Origin of the sequence: Pseudomonas sp. OVF7, from assembly GCF_030644265.1 — a bacterium.
GTDB lineage: Bacteria > Pseudomonadota > Gammaproteobacteria > Pseudomonadales > Pseudomonadaceae > Aquipseudomonas > Aquipseudomonas gorinensis.
The window spans coordinates 6891453-6918024 of record NZ_CP128996.1 but is presented as its reverse complement, the minus strand read 5'-3'; the positions used below and the strand labels follow the sequence as shown (position 1 = coordinate 6918024).

The following is a 26572-nucleotide window of genomic DNA, read 5'->3' as shown; positions in this document are numbered from 1 at the left end:
GATGTCAATGCAAGTAATGCGCGGCTGGGCGACTCGGCATGCGTCCTGGATGAGCCTGATTGGGCTGCTGGGGGCAACGCAAGAGGCGCAGGCCGGTGACTACGATGGTTCACCCCAGGTCGCCGAATTTGTCGGTGAAATGACCCGCGACTACGGTTTTGCCGGTGAACAGCTGATGGGCGTGTTCCGCGAAGCCCAGCGCAAGCAGGCGATCCTCGACGCCATCTCCCGCCCCGCCGAACGCGTGAAGCAATGGAAGGACTATCGCCCGATGTTCCTCACCGACGCCCGCGTGGCCCGCGGCGTGGACTTCTGGCGCCAGCATGAGGCCGTGCTGGCCCGCGCCGAGCAGGAATATGGCGTGCCGGCCCAGGTCATCGTGGCGATCATCGGCATTGAAACCTTCTACGGGCGCAATACTGGCAGCTACCGGGTGATCGACGCCTTGTCGACCCTGGGCTTCGATTACCCGCCCCGCGCCGAGTTCTTCCGCAAGGAACTGCGCGAATTCCTGCTGCTGGCCCGCGAAGAGCAAGTCGACCCGCTGACCCTCAAGGGGTCCTACGCCGGGGCCATGGGCCTGCCGCAATTCATGCCGAGCAGCTTCCGCGCCTACGCAGTGGATTTCGACGGCGACGGGCATATTAATATCTGGAGCAACCCGGACGATGCCATTGGCAGCGTGGCCAGCTACTTCAAGCGCCATGGCTGGGTCGGGGGCGAACCCGTGGTGGTTCGCGCCGAGGTCAGCGGGGAGCGGGCCGATGAAGGCTTGACCCAGGGTATCGAACCGGTCAAGACCGTCGGGGAGTTGCGGGCGCTGGGCTGGTCGAGTCAGAATGCGCCACGTGATGACATGCCGGTGACGGCCTTCCGCCTGGAAGGCGAAAACGGCCCGGAATACTGGATGGGCCTGAAGAATTTCTACGCAATCACGCGTTATAACCGCAGTGTGATGTACGCCATGGCCGTACATCAGCTGTCAGACATGCTGGTCCAAGCACGGGGCAACAAGTAATGCGGGCATCGCTGTTCAATAAACCGCTCAAGCTGGTGGCGTTCACCGCGTTGTCCTTGCTGGTTGTCAGTTGCTCCACCAGTCGCGGTCCGGCGCAGAAGTCGGGCGGCAGCGCGATTCGTTCCCAGCCGGGCCTGGACATCAACCGCGCGCACAAAGATGGCGCGCCGTGGTGGGATGTCGACGTGTCGAAAATCCCGGATGCCACGCCCACCCTGCATACCGGCGCCTACAAGGCCAACCCGTATACCGTGCTGGGCAAGACCTACTTCCCGCTGCAGGACTCCAAGACCTACGTGCAGTCGGGCACGGCGTCGTGGTACGGCACCAAGTTCCACGGCCAGAACACCGCCAACGGCGAAGTGTATGACCTGTATGGCATGAGCGCGGCCCACAAGACGCTGCCGCTGCCCAGCTATGTACGCGTGACCAACCTGGACAACAACCGTACGGTGATCCTGCGGGTCAACGATCGTGGACCGTTCTATTCAGACCGGATCATCGACTTGTCCTACGCTGCCGCGAAGAAACTCGGCTATGCCGAAACCGGCACCGCGCGGGTCAAGGTCGAAGGCATCGACCCGGCGCAGTACTGGGCCCAGCGTGGCAAGCCCGCACCGTTGATGCTCAATGAGCCGCAGACGCCGCAACCGCAGGTGACCGCTTCGGCCGGCAAGATCGAGCAGTGGACGCCACCACCGGCACAGCACGCCCCAGATACTGTCGTCGTGCCGCATGCCGCGCCGGGGGCTTCTACCGCCGGCGGCCAATACCTGCAAGTGGGCGCTTTCGCCAACCCGGACGCGGCAGAACTGTTAAGGTCCAAGTTGAGCAGCATGGTCAACGCGCCGGTGTTCATCAGCTCCATCGTGCGTAACCAGCAAACGCTGCACCGCGTGCGCATGGGCCCGATCGGCTCGCCGAGCGAGGTTGCGCAAGTGCAGAACAGCGTGCGCCTGGCCAACCTGGGGCAACCCAGTGTGGTCACCGCCGAATAAGTACCAAAAGATAGATGGTTCGGGCCCGTGCGCGGGTCCGAACCCTGGTTGTTGGCTCGTTGAACAATAAAACCCAGGGGCAAGGGGTGAGCGGGCAACCGAACACGTGACAGTCTGGCAACGGGCTGTCTGAATGAGTTTTGCCCGCGAGGGCAAGTTTCCATAAGTAATTTCGAGAGACGGATGAACATCACCACCTTAGCCAAACGCACGTGCCTGCTTATCTCGCTGATCATCACCCCGGCCGCCTGGGCGGTTGAAATGGTGCCGGCTTCACCGCAACTGGCCGCCAAGGCCTGGGTCCTCATGGATGCCGCCAGCGGCAACGTGCTGGTCGAGAACAACGGTGACCAGCGCCTGCCGCCGGCCAGCCTGACCAAACTGATGACTGCCTACATCGCGACCCTGGAAATCCGTCGCGGCCAGATCGGCGAGAACGACCCGGTGACCGTCAGCGAAAACGCCTGGCGTACCGGCGGTTCGCGCATGTTCATCAAGGTTGGCTCCCAAGTAACGGTGAGCGACCTGCTGCACGGCATCATCATCCAGTCCGGTAACGACGCCAGCGTCGCCCTGGCCGAGCACATCGCCGGCAGCGAAGACGCGTTCGCCGACATGATGAACAAAACCGTGGCCGACCTGGGCATGACCAATAGCCACTTCATGAACCCGACCGGTCTGCCGAACCCTGAGCACTACTCGTCGGCACATGACATGGCGATCCTGGCGCGCGCGATCATTCGTGTCGACCCGGTGCACTACGCGATCTACTCCCAGAAGGAATTTTTCTGGAACAACATCAAGCAGCCTAACCGCAACCTGCTGCTGTGGCGCGACAAGACTGTCGACGGTCTGAAGACCGGCCACACTGAAGAAGCCGGCTACTGCATGGTGTCGTCCGCCGTGCGTGACGGCCAGCGCCTGATCGCCGTGGTCTTCGGCACCAACAGCGAGCAGGCGCGTGCCGCCGAGACGCAAAAACTGCTGACCTACGGCTTCCGCTTCTTCGAAACCCAGACCTTCTACCAGAAGGGTGCTGAACTGGCGACCGCGCCGGTTTGGAAAGGCGCGACCTCGCAAGTCAAGGCTGGCCTGGCTGAAGACCTGACCCTGACCATGCCTAAAGGCCAGCTGAAAAAGCTCGCTGCCAGCATGACCATGAACCCGCATCTGGTTGCACCAATCGCCAAGGGTGATGTGATCGGTAAAGTCGAAGTGAAGCTGGACGACAAGGTGGTGCACAGCGCCGACCTGATCGCCCTGGACGCCGTCGACGAAGGTGGTATCTTCCGCCGCGTGTGGGATAGCATCCGTCTATTCTTCTACAGCTTGTTCAACTGATAAGTGTGCACCTGCAAAGCCCCGTGTTGATCCGACACGGGGCTTTGCCCGTCGCCACGGCTTACGCTTACGAGGCCGTTACGCCATGACCGATAAAGAAGTAAAGGCGCCAAAGATCGAATTCCCAAACGTGGATTATCCCGTCAAGGTGATCAGCGATACCGGTGTAGGCAACAAAGACACGATTCTTCAGATCGTGCGTAAACACGCGACGATCAATGACAACCGGGTGGACGAGCGTTTGAGCTCCAACGGTAAATACACCACGATCCAGTTGCACATCGTTGCGACCGGTCAAGACCAGCTCTACGACATCAACAGCGAACTGCGGGCCACCGGCTTCGTGCACATGGTGCTGTGATGCCACAGGTCCTGGGCTTTCGCGAGCTCGGCCGGATGGACTACGAGCCCGTCTGGCACGCCATGCAGCGGTTCACGAATGAGCGCGGCACTTCGGCGCCCGATGAAATCTGGCTGGTGGAGCACCCGCCGGTGTTCACCCAGGGCCAGGCCGGCAAGGCCGAACATCTGCTGCTGCCGGGGGATATTCCGGTGGTGCAGGTCGACCGAGGGGGGCAAGTGACTTACCATGGGCCCGGTCAACTGGTGGCTTACCTGCTGCTGGACGTGCGCAAGCTGGGTTTTGGCGTGCGCGACCTGGTAAGCCGCATGGAGGCTTGCCTGATCGAGCTGTTGGCCAGTTATGGCGTGAGCGCCGCGGCCAAGCCCGATGCACCCGGTGTGTATGTGGACGGCGCGAAAATCGCGTCCCTCGGTTTGCGGATTCGCCACGGTTGTTCCTTTCATGGCCTGGCCCTGAACGTGGACATGGACCTGGCACCGTTCCGGCGCATCAACCCGTGCGGTTATGCCGGGCTGGCGATGACCCAACTGAGCGACCACGCCACACCGATTAAATTTGCCGAGGTAAGTGCCCGGCTGCGTGCGCAGCTCGTCAAACACCTCGACTATGCTGAGCAGACGACCCTCACGGGCGGAATCGACTGATTATGACTACTGATGCAGTGCAAACCATGATCCCGACGCTGGACGTTACCGAGCGTCCGGCCCCGGCCCCGCGTGCCAAGGTGGAAGCCGGCGTCAAGCTGCGCGGCGCCGAAAAGGTTGCACGCATCCCGGTCAAGATCATCCCGACGACCGAACTGCCGAAAAAGCCTGACTGGATTCGCGTGCGTATTCCGGTCTCGCCGGAAGTCGACCGGATCAAGGCCCTGCTGCGCAAGCACAAGCTGCACAGCGTGTGCGAAGAAGCATCGTGCCCGAACCTGGGCGAGTGCTTCTCCGGCGGCACCGCTACCTTCATGATCATGGGTGACATCTGCACCCGTCGTTGCCCGTTCTGCGACGTCGGCCACGGCCGGCCGAAGCCACTGGACGTCAACGAACCGGAAAGCCTGGCCATCGCCATCGCCGACCTGAAACTCAAGTACGTGGTGATCACCTCGGTAGACCGTGACGACCTGCGCGACGGCGGCGCCCAGCATTTCGCCGACTGCATCCGCGAAATCCGCAAGCTGTCACCGAACGTGATGCTCGAAACCCTGGTCCCGGACTACCGTGGCCGTATGGACGTGGCGCTGGAAATCACCGCCGCCGAGCCGCCAGATGTGTTCAACCACAACCTGGAAACCGTGCCGCGCCTGTACAAGGCCGCGCGCCCGGGTTCGGACTACCAGTGGTCGCTGACCCTGCTGCAGAAGTTCAAGCAGATGATGCCGCATATTCCGACCAAATCCGGCTTGATGCTGGGCCTGGGCGAAACCGACGAAGAAGTGATCGAAGTCATGAAGCGCATGCGCGAACACGACATCGACATGCTGACCCTGGGCCAGTACCTGCAACCGTCCCGCAGCCACTTGCCAGTACAGCGCTTCGTGCACCCGGACACCTTTGCCTGGTTCGCCGAGGAAGGCTACAAGATGGGCTTCAAGAACGTCGCGTCGGGCCCGCTGGTGCGTTCCTCGTACCACGCCGATGAGCAAGCCAAGCTGGTCAAGGCTAGCCTGGTTTCCTGATAGGGATTGAGATCCAGTGTGGGAGGGGGCTTGCCCCCGATTGCGGTATGTCAGTCACTCCATGTGCTGGCTGATCCACCGCTTTCGGGGGCAAGCCCCCTCCCACATTTCGTTCCGCGTTAGTTAGGGAGAGTTGTGTATGACTGCAGCCGTTCCAGCCCTTCGCTCTGAAGGCACCATCGCCCTGATCGCTCCCGCCGGCCCTGCCGTGCTGGACGTTGAAAAGGCTGGCCAATGGATGCGCACGCGCGGCTACGATCTGCGAATTTCCCCCGGTGTCTATGAACGCGACGGCTACCTCGCCGGCAGCGATGCAGTACGTCTGCGTGACCTGCACGCCGCTTTTGCCGATCCGGAAATCGACGCTATCTTCTGTTTGCGTGGTGGTTACGGCACACCGCGACTGCTCGACGCGCTGGACTTCGACCTGCTGCGCGCCAACCCCAAACCCTTTGTGGGCTACAGCGACATCACCGCTTTGCACCTTGCGATCAGCCGCTATGCGGGCTTTGTGACCTTCCACGGCCCGATGCTGAATGCCGACTTGCTTGGCGGCAAGCAACCCCCCACCGAGTCATCACTGTTCAACCTGCTGCGAGGCCAGCTGGGCGCAGGCAGTGTGTTGGTGCACCCGGTGGCCTACCCGTTGACTACGATCGAGCCTGGTATCGCCTGTGGGCGCTTATTGGGGGGCAACCTGTCAATGATCGCGGCGGTGATGGGCACGCCCTACGAAATCGATGCCGAGGGCATCATCCTGTTTATCGAAGACGTCAACGAGCCGATCTACCGCATTGACCGTCTGCTGACGCACCTGCGTCTGGCGGGCAAGTTGGCTCAGGTCGCCGGTGTGCTGGTAGGGGATGTGGCGGGTGTGGATAACGTTGCGCTGGAGCGCCTGCTGAAGCAGACGTTCGAGCCGTTGTGCATACCGGTGCTGGCCGGCTGGCGCAGCGGGCATTGCGATCCGAACCTGACGCTGCCGATGGGCGCGTTGGTGCGGTTGGATGCGGGGGAGCAGCAGGTGGTGTTGGAGCAGGATGTGGTTGTCCGGCCCTGAATCTATTGGCGTTTGCTAAACCGCTATCGAGGGCTTGCCCCCGAGAGTGGTCGCCGCCATAAGCAGATCTAACGGTTCTGCAACGACTCCAGCAACTTCACGGTCGGATACCCATCCGCTGGCCAGCCCAACGATTGCTGCGCCGCCCGAATCGCCTTGCGCGTGTTCGCGCCGATAATTCCGTCCGGGTTGCCCGCGTCATAACCATTGGCGCTCAATGCCGTCTGCAGGTCGATGCGCTGTGAACGGCTCAGCGGCAGCTCATCCTTCGGCCAATCCCCACGGATCACACCGCCTCCACCAAACCGTTCCGACAGCAGGCCCACGGCCAGCGCGTAGGACGATGAGTTGTTGTACTTGAGGATCGCGCGGAAATTATCCAGCACCAGGAACGCCGGGCCACGGTAGCCGGCTGGCAGCAGCAGCGCGGCGGACAGTTGCCCAACGTTGGCCGGCATGCTGGCCCCCGGTGGCAACTGGATACCCAGTTTCAGCCATTCGGCCACGGTCTTGCGTATACCGCCGTCGGCCAGGGCGTAATCGAAGTTCGCCGGCAGTTGTTGCACCTCGAAGCCCCACGGTTGGCCTTTCTGCCAGCCGGAGCTTTGCAGGTAGTGAGCGGTAGAGGCGAGGGCGTCGGCCGGGCTGTTCCAGATATCGCGGCGACCGTCGCCATCGAAGTCCACGGCGTGGGTATTGTAGGTGGTCGGGATAAATTGGGTCTGGCCCATGGCGCCGGCCCAGGAGCCTTTCATCTGGTCGGCCTGGATATCGCCATGCTGGATGATCTGCAGTGCGGCGAGCAATTGCGCCTGGGCAAAGGCCGGGCGACGGCCTTCGTAGGCCAGGGTCGCCAAGGAGCGGATCACCGAGTTATTGCCTTGGAACTGGCCGAAGTTGCTTTCCATGCCCCAGACCGAGACCAGTGCCTGGCGGTCGACGCCATACCGTTGCTCGATGCTTTGCAGGATATCGGCGTACTTGATCAGCATTGACTGGCCGTTACGCACGCGCACCGGCGACAGGGCGCCATCGAGGTATTCCCACACCGGGCGGGAAAACTCCGGCTGGCTGCGGTCGGCGCGGATCACCGCCATGTCGGGGGTAACACCGGCAAATGCATTATCGAAGACGGCGGGTGTAATCCCGGCCTTCAAGGCTTGCTCGCGGAAACCGGCCTGCCATTCGGCAAAGGTCTGGGTGGGCTGGATGTCGAGATTGTCCACGGCCAGCGGGGCCACGACAGCGGGCGCTGCGACGGGGGCGGTCTGCAATGTCGGCAGGGGTTGAGCGTCCGCGGCGGTGGGCTTTTCCGCGCAGGCGACGAGCAGTATGAGGCTGGAGGCAGCGATCAATTGGCGAAGGTGCCAACGACGGGAAAGACTAGAGGGCATGCACAGGTCCAGGGATTACAAATCAGGTGCAGACCTTATCATGCCGGAGGGGCGCTTGCCTTCAGGCAGCCAGAAAGTAAGAAGCCTCCCAGCTATTAGACTGGAAGGCTTCGCGGCGGTAGCTGCCTTTGCCCTTGCCGGCGCGTTCCTGACGGCTGCGGAATAGTGGCTGGGCGATGATGGATTTGGCCTTGTTGGGGCCATGCTTGGATGGCTTTTTGCTCATGGTTGATGCTCTCTTCAGGTGGGATGCAGCGGTGCAAATCATCTGCCGAAGCCAGGCTGCTGTAAAGCCCATGAATTGTAAACGCAGTCAAAAATGTGGGAAGGGCGGTGCGATGATTCGACTTGCTCCCGATCGTGGTGGATCAGCTAAAGATGCAGTGGCTGACACGCCGCTATCGGGGGCAAGCCCCCTCCCACATTGGTTTTGCGGTGTTTTTAAGAGGGGGGCTATTCGGCGGGGAGTGTCAGGCGCTGTCCGGACATCAACAGCGACAAACGACTCAGGCTCATCCACGGCGAACCGGCTGCCTGGCCCTTGATCTGCGCATCGATGCGCTGCGCTTCCAGCAGCAATTGCGCCCAGCGTTGCGCCGAGTGCCGTTGCAGGGCTTTGCTCATCAGGGGCTTGCGTTTGTCCCACACGGGCGGCCGGGCCTGGCTGAAGCATTTGTCGAGCGGCGTGCCCTGGCTGTATTGCAGGGCGATATTGGCCAGCACCCGCAGTTCCCGGGCCAGGGCCCAGAGGATCACCGGCGGTTCCACGCCTTCACCGCGTAACCCTTCGAGCATGCGCAGGGCGTGGGCCGGTTCGCCATTGAGGATCGCGTCCACCAGCCCGAACACGTCAAACCGCGCACTGTCGGCTACCGCGCCTTGCACGGTCTCGACGGTGATCTGCCCGTCTTCAGCCATCAGCTTGAGCTTTTCGATCTCCTGGGCGGCGGCAAGCAAGTTGCCTTCGACCCGGGCGGCGATCAGCTCGACCGCATCTTGCGTCGCCGATAGCCCCGACTGTGACAGGCGCTGACGAATCCATTGTGGCAACTGGCTGCTATCCACCGGCCAGATCTGGATGAACTGGGTCTGCGCCCCTTCCACCAGCGCCTTGCCCCACTTGGTTTTCTGCGCACTGCCGTCGAGCTTGGGCAGGCTGATCAGCAGCACTGTGTCTTCGGCAGGTCGTGAACAGTACTCGATGAAGGCGGCCGCGCCTTTGTCTCCGGGCTTGCCCGACGGCAAGCGCAGCTCCAGCAGGCGTTTTTCCGCAAACAGCGACATGCTGGCGCCGGCTTGCAGCAGCGTGCCCCAGTCGAAACTGGCGTCGGCGCTGAACACCTGTCGCTCATCGAAGCCGTGCTGGCGTGCGGCAGTGCGGATGGCGTCCGCCGCTTCCTGGCACAGCAGCGGGTCATCACCGCTGACGATATACACCGGCGCGAGGCCACCTTGCAGGTGTTTGGCGAGTTGGGCGGGGGCGAGTTTCATAGGCTGGGCGAACGGGGCGCCTGGGGCGCCCCGTCTGGCTTACTCGACAGGGACTTCAACAGGCGATTGTTTCGGCGTGTTGTTTTCGTACTCTTGCGCGGCTTTCAGGGCGTCGGCGTCAGCCTTGGCCTTGTTGTCGGCGTTTTGCTGCAAGGTGTCGAGTTGTTGTGGGGTCAGCATCTGCAGGCGCACGACCATGCGTTGCACCAATTCACGACGCATTTCCTTGCGCACCTGGATGCTTTCCGAGTCCGAACCCACCAGGTTGTTGCCGTCGTGGCTGACGATTTTCTGCACCTGGACCTTGTCACCCATCAATGGCAGATGTTCGCGGCCCTGGATTTCGAAGTTGAGCTCACTGCTCAGTTCGATGTCCGAGGCGCGGCCGGCACTGGCGTAACTGAGGTTACGCTGGGTTTCTTTCTCGTTTATCAGGACCAGCTTATAGGGCGCGCCGGTGTAGACGTGCACACCGCTGTTTTCCAGTACCTGGCGCAACTGGGTCACAGTATTGCCGTAGGCGTCGCGGGCGCTGACGTCCAGTTCCTTGATCGCCAGTTCATTGGTGCCAGTACCGCGCAGCTGGAAGCCGCAAGCGCTCAGCAGCACGGCAAGGCCCATCACCAGCAAATTGCGTTTGATCATTTTGTTGCTCCCCTTGAAACCATGTGGGCCTTATCGAGGCCCTGGAGGTTTTGTTCGGCGCAGGGCCCAAGCCCTGCGCCCGATCCGATTTAGCTCGCGACGATATTGACCAGCTTGCCGGGCACCACGATCACTTTGCGGATCGTCAGGCCTTCGGTAAAGCGCAGCACGTTCTCATTGATGCGGGCGGCCGCTTCGACGTCTTCACGGCTGGCGCTGGCAGGCATGTCGATGTGCCCGCGCAGTTTACCGTTGACCTGGATCACCAGTTGCAACGTGTCCTGTACCAGCGCGCTGTCATCCTGCACCGGCCAGCGGGCATCAATGACCGCGTCGCTGTGGCCCAGGCGGCTCCACAGTTCGTGGCTGATGTGCGGCGTGATCGGGGCCAGCAGCAAGGTGACCGTTTCCAGGCCTTCCTGAACCAGCGCACGGTCCTGTTCGGTGGCGTGTGGTGCTTTCTCCAGCACGTTCATCAGGGTCATCACCTGGGCGATGGCGGTGTTGAACTTGTGGTGCTGGCCCACGTCCTGGCTCGCTTGCTTGATGGCCAGGTGGGTGCTGCGGCGAATGGCTTTCTGCTCATCATTCAAGCCCGCTACATCCAGCTTGCCAGGCAGGCCCTGGCTGACATGGGCATGGGCCAGGCGCCAGACGCGCTTGAGGAAACGGTGCGAACCTTCGACGCCGGAGTCGGACCATTCGGCGCTCATGTCAGGCGGCGAGGCGAACATCATGAACAGGCGGCAGGTGTCTGCGCCGAACTGGTCGATCATCGACTGTGGGTCGACGCCGTTGTTCTTCGACTTGGCCATCTTCTCGGTGCCGCCGATTTCCACCGGCAGGCCGTCGGCGATCAGCTTGGCGCTGATGACCTTGGCCTTGCTGTCGCGCTCCAGTTCGACGTCCGCCGGGTTGAACCAGGTGTAGGCGCCATTGGCCTCGCGGCGATAGTAAGTCTCGGCGACGACCATGCCCTGGGTCAGCAGGTTCTTGAACGGTTCATTGGAACTCACCAGGCCTTCGTCGCGCATCAGCTTGTGGAAGAAGCGCGCGTACAGCAGGTGGAGAATGGCGTGTTCGATACCGCCGATGTACTGATCCACCGGCAGCCAGTGGTCGGCCGCGGATTTTTCCACCAGGCCGCCTTCATAGTGCGGCGAGGCGTAGCGGGCGTAGTACCACGAGGACTCGACGAAGGTGTCCATGGTGTCGGTTTCACGCTTGGCAGGCTGGCCGCATTTCGGGCAGTTGCACTCGTAGAACGCGGGCATGCGCGCCAGCGGCGAACCGGCGCCGTCCGGCACCACGTCTTCCGGCAGGATGACCGGCAGTTGGTCTTCCGGCACCGGCACGTCGCCACAGCTTTCGCAATGGATGATCGGGATCGGGCAGCCCCAATAGCGTTGGCGGCTGATGCCCCAGTCGCGCAGGCGGAACTGGGTGCGCGAGGCGCCGAGGTTTTTCTTGATCAGTGCGACTTCGATGGCGTCGAAGGCGCCGGCGAAGTCCAGGCCGTCGAACTCGCCGGAGTTGATCAGCTCACCGTGCTCACCGTAGGCGTCTTGCCACGGGGCCGGGTTGGTGTCGCCCGAGCTGGTGCGCACCACTGACTTGATCGGCAGGCTGTATTTGGTAGCGAATTCGAAATCGCGCTCGTCGTGGGCCGGCACAGCCATTACTGCGCCATCGCCGTAGTGCATCAGCACGTAGTTGGCGACCCAGACCGGCAGCTTTTCGCCGGTCAGCGGGTGCTCGACGAACAACCCGGTCGGCAGGCCCTTTTTCTCCTGGGTGGCGACGTCGGCCTCGGCCACGCTACCGCCTTTGCATTCGGCAATGAACGCCTGCAGTTCAGGGTTGTTGCGGGCAGCCTGGGTGGCCAATGGGTGCTCGGCAGCCACGGCGACGTAGGTCGCGCCCATCAGGGTGTCTGGACGGGTGGTGAAGACTTTGAGTGCGCCGGCTTCGCCGATGGAGTCGACGTTGTACGGGAACTGAACTTCCATGCCCTTGGACTTGCCGATCCAGTTGCGTTGCATGGTCTTGACCTGTTCAGGCCAGCCCGGCAAATCGTCGAGGCTCGACAAGAGTTCGTCCGCGTAGGCGGTGATCTTGAAGTAGTACATCGGGATTTCGCGCTTTTCGATCAGCGCGCCGGAACGCCAGCCGCGCCCGTCGATGACCTGCTCGTTGGCCAGTACGGTCTGGTCGATCGGGTCCCAGTTCACGGTGCCGCTTTTTTTGTAGATCACGCCTTTTTCGAACAGGCGAGTGAACAGCCATTGTTCCCAGCGGTAGTAGTCCGGCTTGCAGGTGGTCACTTCGCGAGACCAGTCCACCGCCAGGCCCAGGCTGCGCAGCTGGGACTTCATGTAGGCGATGTTTTCGTAGGTCCACTTGGCGGGAGCCACGTTGTTTTTCATCGCGGCGTTTTCCGCCGGCATGCCGAAGGCGTCCCAACCCATGGGTTGCAGGACGTTCTTGCCTTGCATGCGCTGGTAGCGGGAAATCACGTCGCCGATGGTGTAGTTACGCACATGCCCCATGTGTAGCTTGCCGCTGGGGTAAGGGAACATCGATAGGCAGTAGAAAGTCTCCTTGCCTGGCTGTTCACTGACTTCAAAGGACTTTTGCTCGTCCCAGAAGGTTTGGGCGGCATTTTCTATTTCACGGGGCTGATATTGTTCGTGCATGGCTACTTTTGAACTGGATAGGGGTGGCCTAATCCTCTTCGGTGCACTGTCCGGGTTGATCGACACCAAAAAGCGGCGCGTCCGTGCCCAAACCCTGCGGGAAGTGGAGTTACAGGAAGCGCCGTAGCATACATGACCCCACTCTATCGAGGGAAACCCTGATTGCGCCACCGAGGCCGTCTGTCGCGGCACCGGGCAGGCGCAGCCATGGGGGCTACGCTGTTTATTGGGGAGTGAGTCTTATCTTCAATGAGGTGAGGGGATGGTGGAATCGCAGCGAATGTTATCTAAATCGGATGTATACCAAGGACTGATCGACCGCTTGGGTCGGGCACTGGATGCGGCAAGTACTGCGGACCGATTGCGTGATGAACGGCCTGTGGAGTTGGAACTGCGAGGCTTGAGCCGCGCAGAGTTGGAACTGATCACGGCTTACCTGGAAAGGAATGGACGCGCGGTGTCGAGCGGTGTGGCTTCCCCGCCATACGGTGAACCCCCGCGGTCGGCCAAGGTGGTGTGGCTCAAGGATGTGTTGGCTGGTCGCGGCCCGGAAAAACGTCGGGCCGTACGGTTCAAGTAATGCACCCTCCTGTTGCTGCCTGATCATCGCAACCACAGCTTTGCTCTTAAATAGTGTCGCTCAACCCCCGTTACACCTTAGGCTTCGGGCATCTATGGAGATGCCCGATGCCTATTCGTTACTTCATCAAACAACTGTTACTGCCGCCTGGCATTCTTTTGCTGTTGCTCGCGCTTGCCTGGTGGTTTCGTCGCAGCCGTCCGCGCCTGGCGGGATGCTGTTTTGCCCTGGGGCTGGGGGGCATGTGGCTGATGAGCTTGCCGGTCGTGGTGGAGTGGGGCGCGCGGGCCCTGGAGACGCAACCGCCCTTGGCCCGCGAGGACTGGTCGACCCTGGCCGAGCGCGCTGATGCCATTGTGATATTGGGTTCGGGCCGAGAGCGTGGCGATCCGGCCTGGGGTTCGGACCAGCCCACGGGAATCGGGCTTGAGCGCCAGCGCTATGCCGCGCGTTTGGCCAAGGCATCCGGGTTGCCGGTGTTGACCAGCGGTGGTTTGCACTACGGGACGCCGCCCAGCGAGGCTGAGTTGATGGCGGTGTCGATGCAAGATGACTTTGGCGTCATGGTGCGCTGGAAGGAAGAGCGCAGCCGTACCACGTGGGAAAACGCGCAGATGAGCGCCGGGGTTCTGTTACCCGAGGGCATCAAGCGCGTGGTGCTGGTGACCCAGGCCTGGCATATGCCGCGTTCGGTCTGGAGCTTTGAAAAGGCCGGCTTTACCGTGGTGCCGGCGCCTGTCGGTTTCCTGGGCGTGGACAACGCCCGGCCACTGGGCGGCTGGATGCCGGAGTTCAAGTCAGTGTGGCAGAGCGGGCAGTTGCTCAACGAGGCGGTGGGGCAGGTGGGGTATCGGTTGTTCTATCGATAGCACCGCAAATCAAAATGTGGGAGGGGGCTTGCGCCGATAGCGGCATTTCAGTCAAAACATCTGTGTCTGAACAATTGCCATTGGGGCGCGCGCCCTCCCACATTGGTTTGGTGTTGCCTGGTCAGACGGTTTTGGACATCCGGCCCGCCAGCAGTGCCCAGCCAAACAGCCCCAGGCACAGGATGATCAACGGCCATGAGCGCCATTGCAGATACGGTGTCAGGTTGTGCATCGGCACCACGTCGCCGTAGAGAATGCCGCGCTCGAACTGCGGGATTTGCGCGGTGATCTGACCATACGGGTTGATCAGGCCGGTCACGCCATTGTTGGTGGCGCGGATCATCCAGCGGCCGGCTTCCAGCGCACGCATTTGCGCCATTTGCAGATGCTGCAAGGGGCCGATGGAGGTGCCGAACCAGGTGTCGTTGCTGATGGTCAGCAGCAGGTCGCTCTGGGCCGACAGGCCAGCGGCGAATTCCGGGTACACCACTTCATAGCAAATGAACGGTGCAATCTGATAGCCCTTGGCTTGCAGCATTGCCTGGTCGGACGGGCCACGGGCGAAGTCCGACATGGGCAGGTCGAAGAAGGCAATCAAGCCGCGCAACATGTCCTGCAGTGGCACGTACTCGCCGAAGGGCACCAGTTTCTGCTTCAGGTAAGTGCCGTCCCCTTCACCCACTACGGTGATTCCGTTGAAGTAGCGCTTGTGATGATGCACTTCCTGGCGAATCGGCACACCGGTGATCAGGGCGGTATGCCGCTCGGCGGCGAACTTGCCCATCATCCCCAGGTAACCCTCGACCGATTCCTTGAGCACCGGCACCGCTGTTTCGGGCCATACCAGCAGGTCGACGCGCTTGGAGCTGAAGCTCATGTCGCGGTACAGCGCCAGTTGCGCATTGAGCTGCTCGGGGTCCCACTTCATGCTTTGTTCGACGTTGCCCTGGATCGCCGCCACGCTTAACGGTGCGCCGGAAGGCGAGGTCCAGTCGTGATGCTTGAGGGCCAGGCCGATTGCCCAAGGCGCCACCAGCAACAGCAGGCCAGTGCCGATAAAGGCGTTGCGCCGGGTTGCGAGCAGGCGTGGCAGGTTGCACAGCAAGGCTGCGGTCAGCGCCAGCGCGAAGGAAATCAGCCACATGCCACCCACTGGCGCGAGGCCGGTGAGGGGGCCGTCGAGTTGACTGTAACCGGAGTACAACCAGGGGAAGCCGGTGAGGAACCAGCCACGAAAGGCTTCCTGGCCGACCCACAATGCGGCAAAGGTCAGGGCGTCGGCCAGCGGCGCTTCATTGCGGCGCAGCCAGCGTGCCCACAGCCACGCGGGTAAGGCGAAGAACAGGGCAATGGCGGCGGTGAATGCCAGCATCAGCAGCCCGGCCAACAGCACCGAGGCGCCGCCGAAGTGGTGGATGCTGTAGTAGATCCAACTGGTGCCAGCGCCAAACAGGCCGAAACCGAAACACCAGCCACGGCTCAGGGCCTGGCGTGGGGACAATTCCCGCAGCCCGACATAAAACAGTCCGACCGCCAGCAGCGCAAACGGCCACAGGTCGAACGGCGCCAGCGCCAGGGTGGTGATGGCGCCGGCCACCACGGCCAGCAGGTTACCGGGCCAGCCGGGAGCGATGAAACGGCGCATGTCAGTCCTTAGCGGGCAATAGGTGTCAGACGGATCAGGTGGATGCGACGGCTGTCGGCATTCAGGATGCGGAAGCGATACGCACCGATCTCGGTGGTTTCATTGCGCTTGGGCAAATGACCAAATGCACTCATCACCAGGCCGCCGACGGTATCGAACTCATCGTCGGAGAACTCGCTGTCGAAGAACTCGTTGAAGTTCTCGATCGGTGTCAGCGCCTTGATCAGGAAGTCACCGCTGGGCAGTGGCTTGATGTAGCTGTCTTCTTCGACGTCGTGCTCATCTTCGATATCGCCGACGATTTGTTCCAGCACGTCCTCGATGGTTACCAGGCCAGCCACGCCGCCGTATTCGTCGATCACGATGGCCATGTGATTGTGGTTGGCGCGGAATTCACGCAGCAGCACATTCAGGCGCTTGGATTCCGGGACGAACGTGGCGGGACGCAGCAGGTCCTTGATGTTGAAGCTGTCGCCGTTCTCCTTGAGGATCAGCGGCAGCAGGTCCTTGGCCAGCAGGACACCCATGACGTCGTCATGGCTTTCACCGATCACCGGGTAGCGCGAGTGCGCCGAATCGATCACGGCCGGGAGGAATTCCCGTGGGGTCTGGGTCGCCTTGATGCTGATCATCTGCGAGCGCGGGACCATGATGTCGCGAACCTGCAGGTCAGCCACCTGGATGGCGCCTTCGACGATGGCCAGCGCTTCGCTGTCCAGCAACTTGTTCTGGTGGGCTTCGCGCAGCAGCTCCAGCAGCTCCTGGCGGTTTTTCGGCTCGTGGGCAAAAGCCTGGGTCAGTTTACCCAGCCATGACTTTTGCCCGTTGCTCGATCGGTCTTCGCTCATAGCGATTACTCTAAATCCTTTGTTGTTTCAGTTAAGTGTCGATCAGTTTTCGTCGTCTGCATACGGATCGCGATGACCCAATTCTGCAAGCAACGTTCGTTCCAGCGCTTCCATCTCTTCGGCTTCGTCATCGTCTATATGGTCGTAGCCCAGCAGATGCAAGCAGCCGTGGATGACCAGATGGGCCCAATGGGCCTCAAGAACCTTGCCTTGCTCCCGAGCTTCGCGTTCGACCACTTCGACGCAGATCACCAGGTCGCCCAGCAGCGGGATATCCAGCAACTCGTCGGGTACGTCGGCGGGAAAGGACAGCACGTTGGTCGCGTAATCCTTCTGGCGCCAGGTGTGATTCAGTTCGCGGCCCTCGGGCTCGTCCACCAGGCGAATGGTCAGTTCCGAGTCAGCGGTGCGCTGGCGCAGGGCCAGGGTGCACCATTGACGGAACTGCTCTTCGCTGGGAGCGGGCGCGTCGGTGGCCAGCTGCAGGTCAAGCTCAAGCATCGCGGCGCGCATCCTGGGTCGGTGCGTCGTCGCGATGGTCGAAGCGCTCGTAGGCCTCGACAATGCGCTGCACCAGCGGGTGGCGGACCACGTCCTTGGGCATGAAGTGCGTGAAGCTGATACCCGGCACGTCCTTGAGCACCTCGATCACCTGGGCCAGGCCGGATTTGGTGCCCTTGGGCAGGTCGACCTGGGTGACGTCACCGGTGATCACGGCGGTGGAGCCGAAACCGATACGGGTGAGGAACATCTTCATCTGCTCGACAGTGGTGTTCTGGCTTTCGTCGAGGATGATGAAGCTGTTGTTCAGCGTACGGCCACGCATGTAGGCCAGCGGGGCGATTTCGATCACTTGGCGTTCGATCAGCTTGGCCACGTATTCAAAGCCGAGCATTTCGTAGAGCGCGTCGTAGAGCGGGCGCAGGTACGGATCGATCTTCTGGGCCAGGTCGCCGGGCAGGAAGCCGAGTTTTTCACCCGCCTCGACCGCTGGGCGCACCAACAGGATGCGGCGCACTTGCTCGCGCTCCAAGGCGTCGACCGCGCAGGCCACGGCCAGGTAGGTCTTGCCGGTACCGGCGGGGCCGATGCCGAAGTTGATATCGTTGCCGAGAATTTCTTTGACGTAGCGCTGCTGATTCAAGCCGCGTGGGCGAATCATGCCTTTTTTGGTGCGCAGGGCCACGCTGGCTTCGGCCACCGGGTTGTTGGCCAGGTCTTCCACGGCGGATTCCTGCAGGTACAGGTGCACCGTTTCCGGCGACAGCTCACTACCCTTGGTTTCGCGGTAGAGGCGGCGGAGCAGGTTTTCTGCAGACGTGGTGTGCTGGGGTTCGCCAATAAGCTCGAATTGATTGCCGCGGTTGCGGATCTCGATGCTCAGGCGTTGTTCGATCAGGCGCAGGTGCTCGTCGAACTGTCCGCACAGATTGGCGAAACGGCGAGCCTCAAACGGCTCGAGGAGGAAACGATGGGGTTCTGCTATGGGTGCGTTCAAGGTTGCTTTTAGCCGCCCTTTGGCTGTGGAGGTGAAAGAGAGAATAGCGCCAGTGGCTCGGGTACGAAAGCATTTATCTAACCCTGATGCCATGCAATTCAAATGTGGGAGGGGGCTTGCCCCCGATAACGCAGGTGAAGATAAAACATCTGTGTCTGACACGCCGTCATCGGGGGCAAGCCCCCTCCCACATTTTGAGCCGTGGTGATTTGAGGGTTATTGCACCAGAGACCCGCGCAACGAATGCGGTTGCGCCGCATCGATGTGCACATCGGCAAACTGGCCGATCAAGGTCGGATTGTCGCAACGGAAGTTGACGATGCGGTTGTTCTCGGTGCGCCCCTGCAATTCGCCCGGGTCTTTTTTCGAGTAGTCGGTGACCAGGATGCGTTGGGTGGACCCGACCATTTGTCGGCTGATCTCGAAACCCTGCTGGTTCAGGCGATGTTGCAGGGCGTTCAAGCGCTCTTTTTTCAGTTCTTCCGGGGTTTCGTCCAGCAGGTCGGCGGCCGGGGTGCCCGGACGCTGGCTGTAGACAAACGAATAGGAGAAGTCAAAACCGACGTCTTCGATCAGCTTCATGGTCTGCTGGAAGTCTTTCTCGGTTTCGCCGGGAAAACCGACGATAAAGTCCGAGCTGATGCAGATACCCGGCACCGCCGCGCGCAATTTGCGCAGTTTGGATTTGTATTCCAGGGCGGTGTGGTTGCGCTTCATGGCCGCCAGGATGCGGTCCGAGCCCGACTGCACCGGCAAATGCAGGTGCTTGACCAGCTCCGGCACTTCGGCGTGGGCCTGGATCAGGCTGTCGGAAAACTCCAACGGGTGCGAGGTGGTGTAGCGAATGCGCTCGATGCCATCGACGGCGGCGACCACGCGGATCAGCTCCGCCAGGTCCGCCAGGCGGCCATCGTGGGTCTGGCCGCGATAGCCGTTGACGTTCTGGCCGAGGAGGGTCACTTCGCGCACGCCGTGTTCGGCCAGGTGGATAATTTCCGACAGCACATCGTCAAACGGCCGGCTGACTTCTTCGCCACGGGTGTAAGGCACCACACAGAAGGTGCAGTACTTGCTGCAGCCTTCCATCACCGACACATAGGCGCTCGGCCCGTCGATGCGTGGCTCGGGCAAATGGTCGAATTTTTCGATTTCCGGGAACGAGACGTCGACCTGGGGCAGCCTGGTGAGGCGCGCAGCGTCGATCATTTCCGGCAGGCGGTGCAGGGTCTGTGGGCCGAACACCACGTCGACATAGGGCGCGCGGTCGCGGATGGCGGCGCCTTCCTGGCTGGCCACGCAACCGCCGACGGCGATCACCATGTCCGGGTTGGCCAGTTTCAGTTCGCGCCAGCGGCCCAGTTGCGAGTACACGCGGTCCTGGGCCCGTTCGCGGATCGAGCAGGTATTGAGCAGGATCACGTCGGCATCTTCGGCGCGGGCGGTGACTTCCAGGGCCTGGTGTTCACCCAGCAGATCGACCATGCGCGAGCTGTCGTACTCGTTCATCTGGCAACCGTGGGTTTCGATATAAAGCTTCTTGGCCATGGGAATCGTCAACTGGTGGTAAAGAACCGCGCATTATAGGGGGCATGTCCATTGGTTCCTAGCGTTGTGCATCGGGTGCCATGCTATAGTTCGCGCCCTCTTTTATATCCCCGATGTGTTGTTCGCCCACCATGACCAAACGTGAAGCTCCAATCTACAAGGTGATTTTCCTGAACCAGGGCCAGGTGTTCGAAATGTACGCCAAGCAGATCTATCAGAGCGATCTGTGGGGCTTCCTGGAGGTGGAAGAGTTCGTCTTTGGCGAGCGCACCCAGTTGGTCGTCGACCCGGGCGAAGAGAAACTCAAGGCCCAGTTCGAAGGCGTGGTGCGTAGTTTTGTGCCGATGCATTCGATTGTGCGCATCGATGAAGTCGAGCGCCTGGGAACGCCGAAGATCAGCGAAGCCCGTGGCACCAGCAATGTCATGCCGTTTCCGATGCCGATGCCCGAAAAGTAAGACGTTTGTGACGAGGACGCTTACTCCCGCCGGGGCTCGAAGCGGCCCCAATGCAATTTACAGATGCGTCAGATAGAAGTCAGTGAAGGGTTGTGAACCCGCTTTGCAGCCTGGCGAGGAGCACGCGCCCTCGCCGCAGATCGATCAGGGCAGGGGTGAGAACGGCGAACGCCCATCGGCACTCTGCAATTCCTGCAGGTAATTGCGGAAAATCTGCCCCAGCACCTGGGTCGCCACTTCCAGCTCATCGCGCTGCATGTGCTCGGCCACTTCGTCGGCGGTGTCCAGCGCGTCTTCGGCGCCATTGACCGCAGCCATTTTCAGCACGATATACGCCTGGACGTTATTGGCCGGCACGCCTTCACCGTGGAAGAACATGGTGCCCAGTTGGAATTGCGCCTGGGCGTGGCCCTGCAACGAGGCTTTCTCGAAGTAGTTCAAGGCCTTGTTGAGGTCGCGGGCGGGGTTTTTGCTGTCGTAGAAGAACTCGCCCAACTCGTATTGCGCCTGCGCATCCCCGCCGTCGGCCTGCTTCTGGCACGCGCTCAGGGCTTCGGCCTGGCTGTCTGGCTGGGTATTGAGGGTGCAACGACCCATCGCTGGGATTAACAACGAGTTGCCGCCTGCTTGTGCATGTGCCAGCAGCGGCTGAAGGAGCAACAGGCAGCCCAGGACCAGGGTGCGGCCGGTGCGTTTCATGGGAATCGACTTACCTCTGACGGGGCACGCGGACCCTCGGGGGTCCAATAAGCGCGCATTATGAAATAAGCAGGCCTCTGCTTACAAAGTCTTTACTCGTTTTTCTGCTGGTTGGGCAAGTTATCTGCCGGATTGCAGGTGAATTCTCGAAAAAATAAGGAAAACGCTGTAGGCAAAGTAGAAAATCTGACGCTGCCGAGGGCAGCATCAGAGTGTGCACCTGTTTATTTCAGGGCGGCGAAGGCGCGCTCGGCGGCGTCAAGGGTCAGTTTCAGCTCGGCGTCGCCGTGGGCGATCGAGGTGAAGCCCGCCTCGAAGGCGCTCGGCGCCAGGTACACGCCGCCTTCCAGCATCAGGTGGAAGAAGCGCTTGAAGAGGTCGGCATCGCTGCCCATCACGTCCTCGAACGTGACGATATCGTCGGCACCGCTGAAATACAGGCCGAACATGCCACCGGCCTGGGTGGTGACAAACGGGATACCGGCGGCATCGGCGCGCTGTTGCAGGCCGTCCAGCAGGCGAGTGGTGTAGTCGGTCAGCTCGGCGTGGAAACCCGGGCGGCTGATCAGGCGCAGGGTGGTCAGGCCGGCCGCCATGGCCAGTGGGTTACCGGACAGGGTGCCCGCCTGGTACACCGGGCCCAGCGGCGCGATCTGCTGCATGATTTCACGCTTGCCGCCAAAGCAGCCCACCGGCATGCCGCCGCCAATGATCTTGCCAAAGGTGCTCAGGTCTGGCGTGACGCCATAGTGCGCTTGGGCGCCGCCGAGGGCGACACGGAAACCGGTCATCACTTCGTCGAAAATCAGTACCACGCCGTGTTTGTCGCACTGCTCGCGCAAGCCTTCGAGGAAGCCCGGGGCCGGCGGTACGCAGTTCATGTTGCCAGCGACCGGCTCGACGATGATGCAAGCCACGTCCTGGCCGACTTCGCTGAGCATCTGCTCGACCGCGGCAATGTCGTTGAACGGCAGGGTCAGCGTGTGTTTGGCGAACGCGGCGGGTACGCCGGCCGAACTCGGAACGCCCTGGGTCAGTGCGCCGGAACCGGCCTTGACCAGCAGGCTGTCGGAGTGGCCGTGGTAGCAGCCTTCGAATTTGATAATGCTGTCGCGGCCGGTGAAACCACGGGCCAGGCGGATTGCGCTCATGGTGGCTTCGGTGCCGGAACTGACCATGCGCACCATCTCCATCGACGGCACGATCGAGCAGACCAGGTCGGCCATCTCGGTTTCCATCGCGGTCGGCGCGCCGTAGGACAGGCCGTGCTGCAATTGCTGGCGGACGGCGTCGAGGACTTCAGGATGGCTGTGGCCGAGGATCATTGGACCCCAGGAACCAACGTAGTCGACGTAGCGCTTGTCATCTTCGTCGGTGACGTAGGCGCCTTCGGCATGCTTGAAGAACAATGGCGTGCCGCCGACGCTCTTGAACGCACGCACGGGGGAGTTCACACCGCCGGGGATGTGTTTCTGGGCATTGGCAAACAGGCTTTCGGAACGGGACATGGTCGGGCTCTCTAAACGGAATATTTAAGAAGATCGTTAAAGGCGCGGGCGCGGCGCGTGACTTCCTGGGGGCTCTCGGCGCCGAACAGGCCATGCACCACGGCCAGCAGGTCAGCACCGTGGGCCACCAGCGGTTCGGCGTTCTCCAGAGTGATGCCGCCGATCACGCAGATCGGCAATTGCAGGCGCTTGCGGGCCTGGGCCAGCATCTCGACAGTGGCGGCGGGCGCGCCAGGCTTGGTGTTGGAATTGAAGAAGCGGCCGAAGGCGACATAGCTGGCGCCTTCCTTCGCGGCCTGCTCGGCCAGTTCGATCTGGCTGTGGCAGGTGGCGCCGATGATCGCCTTGGAACCCAGCAAGGCACGCGCCGGGGTCAGTGGGCCGTCGGTCTGGCCCAGGTGTACGCCGACGCCGAGGCGCGCAGCCAATTCGGCATCGTCGTTGATGATCAATTGGGTCTTGTAGCGAGAGCACAGCTCCCGCAACTTTTCGGCTTCGCGCAGGCGCCGGGCTTCGTCGGTGCTTTTATCGCGGTACTGCAACAAGGTCACGCCACCGTCCAATGCCGCTTCGACATAGGCGAGGAATTTGCCGGCCAACAGTTGGCCGTCGGTAATGGCGTAAAGGCCACGTAATTTCATCGGGCAGGCCTCTTGGTCTTACGAGCAGAAATCCAGCGGCAGTCGGCGAGGCACGAACTGGCCCTGGCCGAGTTGTTCGGCGTCACGCAGGGTACGCCAAGTGTAGTTGAGGGCAGACTGTACGGCGCTCACCAGGCCCTCGCCCTGGGCGATCCGCCCGGCCAGTGCACTGGCCAGGGTGCAACCCGATCCGTGATAGTTGCCGGGCAGGCGCTGGCAGGTGAAGGTCTGGCGCGTGCCGTCGCGGCTGTACAGGCGGTTGTGCACTTCGTGTTCGTCGCCATGGCCGCCCGTGATCAGCAGGTGCTTGATATAGGGCAGCAGCTTTTCGGCGCATTCGTCCGCGGTGCCGTCGGGCAGCTCTGCAAGGATGCGGGCTTCGGGCAGGTTGGGTGTGGCGATCAGCGACAGTGGAAACAGCCGCTCGCGCATCGCGTAGCCGACTTCATCCTTGCCCAGGCTGCCACCGCCGCCGGCACGCAGCACCGGGTCGCACACCACCGGCAGGTGCGGATGCGCCTGCAGCAGTTCGACCACGGTGTCGACCATCGCGGTAGAGCCCAGCATGCCCAGCTTGACCGCCGCGACTTCGGAGTCGCTGAGCACGGCATTGGCCTGGGCCATTACCCACTCGCGATCGAGTACGCGAAAGTCGCTGACATTGACGGTGTTCTGCACGGTCAGGGCGGTGACGGTCGGAGCCGCATGGCAGCCCTGGGCGAGCAGGGCTTCGATATCTGCCTGCAAGCCGGCGCCCCCACTGGGATCATGGCCGGAGAGACAGAGGACAACAGGGCGAGAGCTGTAGATATTCATGGAGCGCGAGCTTACCACCAAACGCTTTTGGCGGGGCCGTCTGGCGCTGGCAGAATTTTGCCCGGATACAGGGGTATTTATGGCCGTTTGCTAGTATCCGTTACGGGTTGTAAAACCCTCTGTAAGCCGCGTCCTAGAGCCTTTCAAAAAATTATTTCAATGGTGTCTAATGGCCTCTAGCGGCTATGCTAGAGTGGATCCAAACAACTTACTGTATCGCCGGTATTCGTCTTCTCAAAAGGAATGGGGGGCTTTTTGACATAACCGGACAGGTCACGCTGGGGCTCTATGCGCTATTTGCTGATTTTATTGTTGTGCGGACTGCCTATGTTCGCCAGCGCCATCGAGTTCACTCAGGACACGCGAAGCTTGCCACTGGGCCGCGCCATGCAGGTGCTCGAAGACCCGACCGACGCCCTGACCATCGCCGATGTGAGTTCCCCCGCCTACGCCGCACAGTTCAAACCCCATGACAAAGCCACCCTCAATGCCGGCTATTCACGCTCGGTGTTCTGGCTCAAGGTCGACCTGCATTACCTGGCCCAAGACCCGCGTTCCCCACGTACCTGGTTCCTGGAACTGGCCTACCCGCCACTGAACCACCTGGACCTGTACCAGCGCGACCCCACCGGCAACTACCGCCTCACCGCGCGCACCGGCAGCGCGCTGCCTTTTTCCAGCCGGGAGGTGCGCCAGAGCAATTACCTGTTCAAGCTCAACTTTGTGCCCAATCAACAGGAAACCCTCTACCTGCGCCTGCAAAGCCAAGGCTCGATCCAGGCCCCGTTGACGCTGTGGTCCGGCACCGCCTACCTGGAAGAACAACCCTTGCGCCTGTATGTACTGGGGGCGATTTACGGCGTATTGCTGGGGATGTTGATCTACAACCTGTTCATCTACCTGAGCGTGCGTGACACCAGTTACCTGTATTACATCCTCTACATCGCCTCGTTCGGCCTGTACCAATTGTCGGTCAATGGGGTGGCGGCGGAATATTTGTGGCCGGACAACCCGTGGTGGACCAACGCGGCGGTGCCGTTCCTGATTGGCTCGGCGGCGCTGTTTGGCAGCCTGTTCGCCCGCAGCTTCCTGCACACTGCCCAACACAGTCGCTGGATCAATCGTCTGTTGCTGGCACTGGTGGCCTGCGGGGCGGTGGTGATGCTGCTCTCGCTGATGACCAGTTACGCGCTGGCCTTGCGTCTGGCCACCGGCCTGGCGCTGGTGTTCACCGTGACCATCTTCGTCGCCGCCATTAAGGCCTGGTGCTGCGGGCAGCGCATGGCGCGGTATTTCATCATTGCCTGGACCGCGTTCCTGCTGGGCGGGGTGGTCAATACCATGATGGTGCTGGGCTACTTGCCCAACGTATTCCTCACCATGTACGCCAGCCAGATTGGCTCGGCCATTGAGGTGGCGCTGTTGTCCCTGGCCCTGGCGGACCGCATCAACGGCATGCGCGAGCAACAGGCGCAAATCCTGTTCGACGCCAGCCAGAAGCTGGAAGTGCTCAACCAGCAGTTGGCCCGCAGCAACCGGCTCAAGGACGAATTCCTCGCCACCCTGACCCACGAACTGCGCACCCCGATGAATGGGGTGATCGGCTCCCTGGAACTGATGCAAACCGTGCCTCTGGACGGCGACCTGGCGCAGTACCAGCAAACGGCCGCTGGCTCGGCGCGAGACATGATGCGCATGGTCAACGGCATCCTCACCCTCACCGAGTTGCAGGCCGGACGCCTGAGTGCCAAGCCCGAGGTGTTCAGCCTGCGCAGCGTGCTCGACGCCTTGCGCCAGCAGTTCAGCGCCAGTGCGCAGAACAAGGGCCTGGGGTTTTCCATCGACGTGGCCGATGAGCTGCCCGACCGCGTGATCGGCGATGCCGACAAACTGCTTCAGTGCCTGGATTGCCTGCTGGACAACGCCTTCAAGTTTACCCACCAAGGCACGGTGCGCCTGCGCGTGGTGGGCGTGCCCCGCAGCGACGGTGGCCTGCACCTGAGCTTTATCGTCACTGACACGGGCATTGGTTTCGCCTTCCTTGACGAGGCCACTCTGTACCAGCGCTTCTTCCAACTTGATGGTTCGACCACCCGCGAATACGGCGGCCTGGGTATCGGCCTGGCGATTTGCCGGCAATTGATCGAGCTGCTGGGCGGGCGTCTCACCCACCATTCCGAGCCGCACAAGGGCAGCCGCTTCCAGTTGGAGATGGACGTCGATGCCGTACCGCCCGCGCCCAAAGTCACGAGCCCGGCGCCTGAGCAGCGACGCGCGCCGCAGGATTGTGCGGTGTTGTTGGTGGATGACAACAGCGTCGGCCAGTTGGTGGTACGCGGCATGTTGCTCAAACTGGGCTATCGGGTGAAAACCGTGGACAGCGGCCCGACCGCATTGGCGGCCTTGCAGGCGGGCACCTTCGACGCGGTCTTGCTGGACGTGCCTGAAGGTGGGTTCTCGTTGTGTTGTCAGATACGGGCGTTGCCGGGCTGTGGTGAGTTGCCGGTGATCGCCTTGAGTTCGTCGCTCAATGCGTCGGAGCGTGAGCGCTGCCATGGCATTGGTATCACTGATCGCCTGGCCAAGCCTGTGCGTTTCGAGGCGTTGCAAGCGGTGCTGGAACGTCGCGTGTTATGCCCGCAAGAGGGCGAAAGCGCCGGACATTCGGCGCGTATGCCACTTTTTTAAGGCGGTTGACGGTGCTTAACTGAAAAAACCGGCCTCAATCGATTCGTACCCTGTAGGAGCGAGCTTGCTCGCGAAAAACCTGAGAGCAACGCGTTTAT

At 61.6% G+C, this 26572-nt stretch carries 25 protein-coding genes; 11 read left to right on the top strand and 14 right to left on the bottom strand.

What is annotated here, in order from left to right:
* Positions 1-7 precede the first annotated feature (7 nt).
* The 7 genes from mltB (at position 8) to QU606_RS31455 (ending at position 6453) form a co-directional block, all read left to right on the top strand.
* A complete protein-coding gene (gene mltB / locus QU606_RS31485; RefSeq protein ID WP_024077577.1) occupies positions 8-1018 on the top strand; it encodes a lytic murein transglycosylase B in 1011 nt (336 codons plus the stop codon).
* On the top strand, positions 1018-2016 hold the full coding sequence (locus tag QU606_RS31480; protein WP_024077576.1) for a septal ring lytic transglycosylase RlpA family protein: 999 nt from the start codon (positions 1018-1020) through the stop codon (positions 2014-2016). The genes mltB and QU606_RS31480 overlap by 1 nt, the downstream gene beginning before the upstream one ends.
* A gap of 183 nt (positions 2017-2199) precedes the next feature.
* Positions 2200-3357 (top strand): D-alanyl-D-alanine carboxypeptidase family protein, encoded by a 1158-nt coding sequence (locus tag QU606_RS31475; RefSeq protein WP_010562459.1) that lies wholly within the window; start codon positions 2200-2202, stop codon positions 3355-3357.
* An 85-nt stretch (positions 3358-3442) separates the two neighbouring features.
* Positions 3443-3718 carry a DUF493 domain-containing protein gene (locus tag QU606_RS31470; protein WP_024077575.1) on the top strand — a complete coding sequence of 92 codons (276 nt, stop codon included), beginning with the start codon at positions 3443-3445 and terminating at the stop codon, positions 3716-3718.
* Complete coding sequence (gene lipB, locus QU606_RS31465) at positions 3718-4365, top strand: lipoyl(octanoyl) transferase LipB (RefSeq protein ID WP_024077574.1); 648 nt, start codon at positions 3718-3720, stop codon at positions 4363-4365. Before QU606_RS31470 ends, lipB begins: the two co-directional genes overlap by 1 nt.
* A gap of 26 nt (positions 4366-4391) precedes the next feature.
* Positions 4392-5393: a lipoyl synthase gene (gene lipA / locus QU606_RS31460; RefSeq protein ID WP_162163623.1), complete on the top strand. Its 1002-nt coding sequence runs from the start codon at positions 4392-4394 to the stop codon at positions 5391-5393.
* Between the two features lie 139 nt (positions 5394-5532).
* Entirely contained in the window at positions 5533-6453 is a 921-nt protein-coding gene (locus QU606_RS31455; protein ID WP_150295773.1) for an LD-carboxypeptidase, read from the top strand.
* A gap of 68 nt (positions 6454-6521) precedes the next feature.
* Here the strand turns inward: QU606_RS31455 and QU606_RS31450 are convergent, their stop codons facing one another.
* The 5 genes from QU606_RS31450 to leuS form a co-directional block, all read right to left on the bottom strand.
* A complete protein-coding gene (locus QU606_RS31450; protein ID WP_024077571.1) occupies positions 6522-7847 on the bottom strand; it encodes a lytic murein transglycosylase in 1326 nt (441 codons plus the stop codon).
* Positions 7848-7908: 61 nt separating this feature from the next.
* Positions 7909-8073 carry an alternative ribosome rescue factor ArfA gene (gene arfA / locus QU606_RS31445; RefSeq protein ID WP_003176285.1) on the bottom strand — a complete coding sequence of 55 codons (165 nt, stop codon included), beginning with the start codon at positions 8071-8073 and terminating at the stop codon, positions 7909-7911.
* Positions 8074-8300: 227 nt separating this feature from the next.
* On the bottom strand, positions 8301-9338 hold the full coding sequence (holA, locus tag QU606_RS31440) for a DNA polymerase III subunit delta (RefSeq protein WP_024077570.1): 1038 nt from the start codon (positions 9336-9338) through the stop codon (positions 8301-8303).
* 39 nt (positions 9339-9377) lie between these two features.
* Positions 9378-9983, bottom strand: a complete 606-nt coding sequence (lptE, locus tag QU606_RS31435; protein ID WP_024077569.1) for an LPS assembly lipoprotein LptE — start codon at positions 9981-9983, stop codon at positions 9378-9380.
* Between the two features lie 89 nt (positions 9984-10072).
* A complete protein-coding gene (gene leuS / locus QU606_RS31430; RefSeq protein WP_102624171.1) occupies positions 10073-12679 on the bottom strand; it encodes a leucine--tRNA ligase in 2607 nt (868 codons plus the stop codon).
* Positions 12680-12941: 262 nt separating this feature from the next.
* On the opposite strand from leuS, the gene QU606_RS31425 reads away from it, so the two are divergent.
* Positions 12942-13259: a hypothetical protein gene (locus tag QU606_RS31425; protein WP_102624170.1), complete on the top strand. Its 318-nt coding sequence runs from the start codon at positions 12942-12944 to the stop codon at positions 13257-13259.
* Positions 13260-13366: 107 nt separating this feature from the next.
* Complete coding sequence (locus QU606_RS31420) at positions 13367-14128, top strand: YdcF family protein (protein WP_102624169.1); 762 nt, start codon at positions 13367-13369, stop codon at positions 14126-14128.
* Positions 14129-14249: 121 nt separating this feature from the next.
* Here the strand turns inward: QU606_RS31420 and lnt are convergent, their stop codons facing one another.
* The 5 genes from lnt to miaB all read right to left on the bottom strand — a co-directional run bounded on the left by lnt (position 14250) and on the right by miaB (position 19664).
* Positions 14250-15773 (bottom strand): apolipoprotein N-acyltransferase, encoded by a 1524-nt coding sequence (gene lnt, locus QU606_RS31415; protein WP_102624168.1) that lies wholly within the window; start codon positions 15771-15773, stop codon positions 14250-14252.
* Positions 15774-15781: 8 nt separating this feature from the next.
* Complete coding sequence (locus QU606_RS31410; RefSeq protein ID WP_010206772.1) at positions 15782-16621, bottom strand: HlyC/CorC family transporter; 840 nt, start codon at positions 16619-16621, stop codon at positions 15782-15784.
* Between the two features lie 42 nt (positions 16622-16663).
* Positions 16664-17122, bottom strand: a complete 459-nt coding sequence (ybeY, locus tag QU606_RS31405; RefSeq protein WP_024077563.1) for an rRNA maturation RNase YbeY — start codon at positions 17120-17122, stop codon at positions 16664-16666.
* Entirely contained in the window at positions 17115-18119 is a 1005-nt protein-coding gene (locus tag QU606_RS31400; RefSeq protein ID WP_024077562.1) for a PhoH family protein, read from the bottom strand. The genes ybeY and QU606_RS31400 overlap by 8 nt, the downstream gene beginning before the upstream one ends.
* A 216-nt stretch (positions 18120-18335) precedes the next feature.
* Positions 18336-19664: a tRNA (N6-isopentenyl adenosine(37)-C2)-methylthiotransferase MiaB gene (gene miaB, locus QU606_RS31395; RefSeq protein WP_024077561.1), complete on the bottom strand. Its 1329-nt coding sequence runs from the start codon at positions 19662-19664 to the stop codon at positions 18336-18338.
* Between the two features lie 131 nt (positions 19665-19795).
* On the opposite strand from miaB, the gene QU606_RS31390 reads away from it, so the two are divergent.
* Complete coding sequence (locus tag QU606_RS31390) at positions 19796-20122, top strand: DUF1820 family protein (RefSeq protein ID WP_003194436.1); 327 nt, start codon at positions 19796-19798, stop codon at positions 20120-20122.
* Between the two features lie 144 nt (positions 20123-20266).
* On the opposite strand, the gene QU606_RS31385 is transcribed toward QU606_RS31390, so the two are convergent.
* The 4 genes from QU606_RS31385 to QU606_RS31370 all read right to left on the bottom strand — a co-directional run bounded on the left by QU606_RS31385 (position 20267) and on the right by QU606_RS31370 (position 23786).
* On the bottom strand, positions 20267-20821 hold the full coding sequence (locus QU606_RS31385; RefSeq protein WP_024077560.1) for a tetratricopeptide repeat protein: 555 nt from the start codon (positions 20819-20821) through the stop codon (positions 20267-20269).
* Between the two features lie 224 nt (positions 20822-21045).
* A complete protein-coding gene (hemL, locus tag QU606_RS31380; RefSeq protein ID WP_024077559.1) occupies positions 21046-22329 on the bottom strand; it encodes a glutamate-1-semialdehyde 2,1-aminomutase in 1284 nt (427 codons plus the stop codon).
* A gap of 11 nt (positions 22330-22340) precedes the next feature.
* On the bottom strand, positions 22341-22970 hold the full coding sequence (thiE, locus tag QU606_RS31375) for a thiamine phosphate synthase (protein ID WP_102624167.1): 630 nt from the start codon (positions 22968-22970) through the stop codon (positions 22341-22343).
* Positions 22971-22988: 18 nt separating this feature from the next.
* Complete coding sequence (locus tag QU606_RS31370) at positions 22989-23786, bottom strand: hydroxymethylpyrimidine/phosphomethylpyrimidine kinase (protein WP_024077557.1); 798 nt, start codon at positions 23784-23786, stop codon at positions 22989-22991.
* Positions 23787-24074: 288 nt separating this feature from the next.
* Between QU606_RS31370 and QU606_RS31365 the strand changes: the two genes are divergently transcribed.
* Positions 24075-26474, top strand: coding sequence for a hybrid sensor histidine kinase/response regulator (locus QU606_RS31365; protein ID WP_024077556.1), 2400 nt, complete (start codon positions 24075-24077; stop codon positions 26472-26474).
* Positions 26475-26572 lie beyond the last annotated feature (98 nt).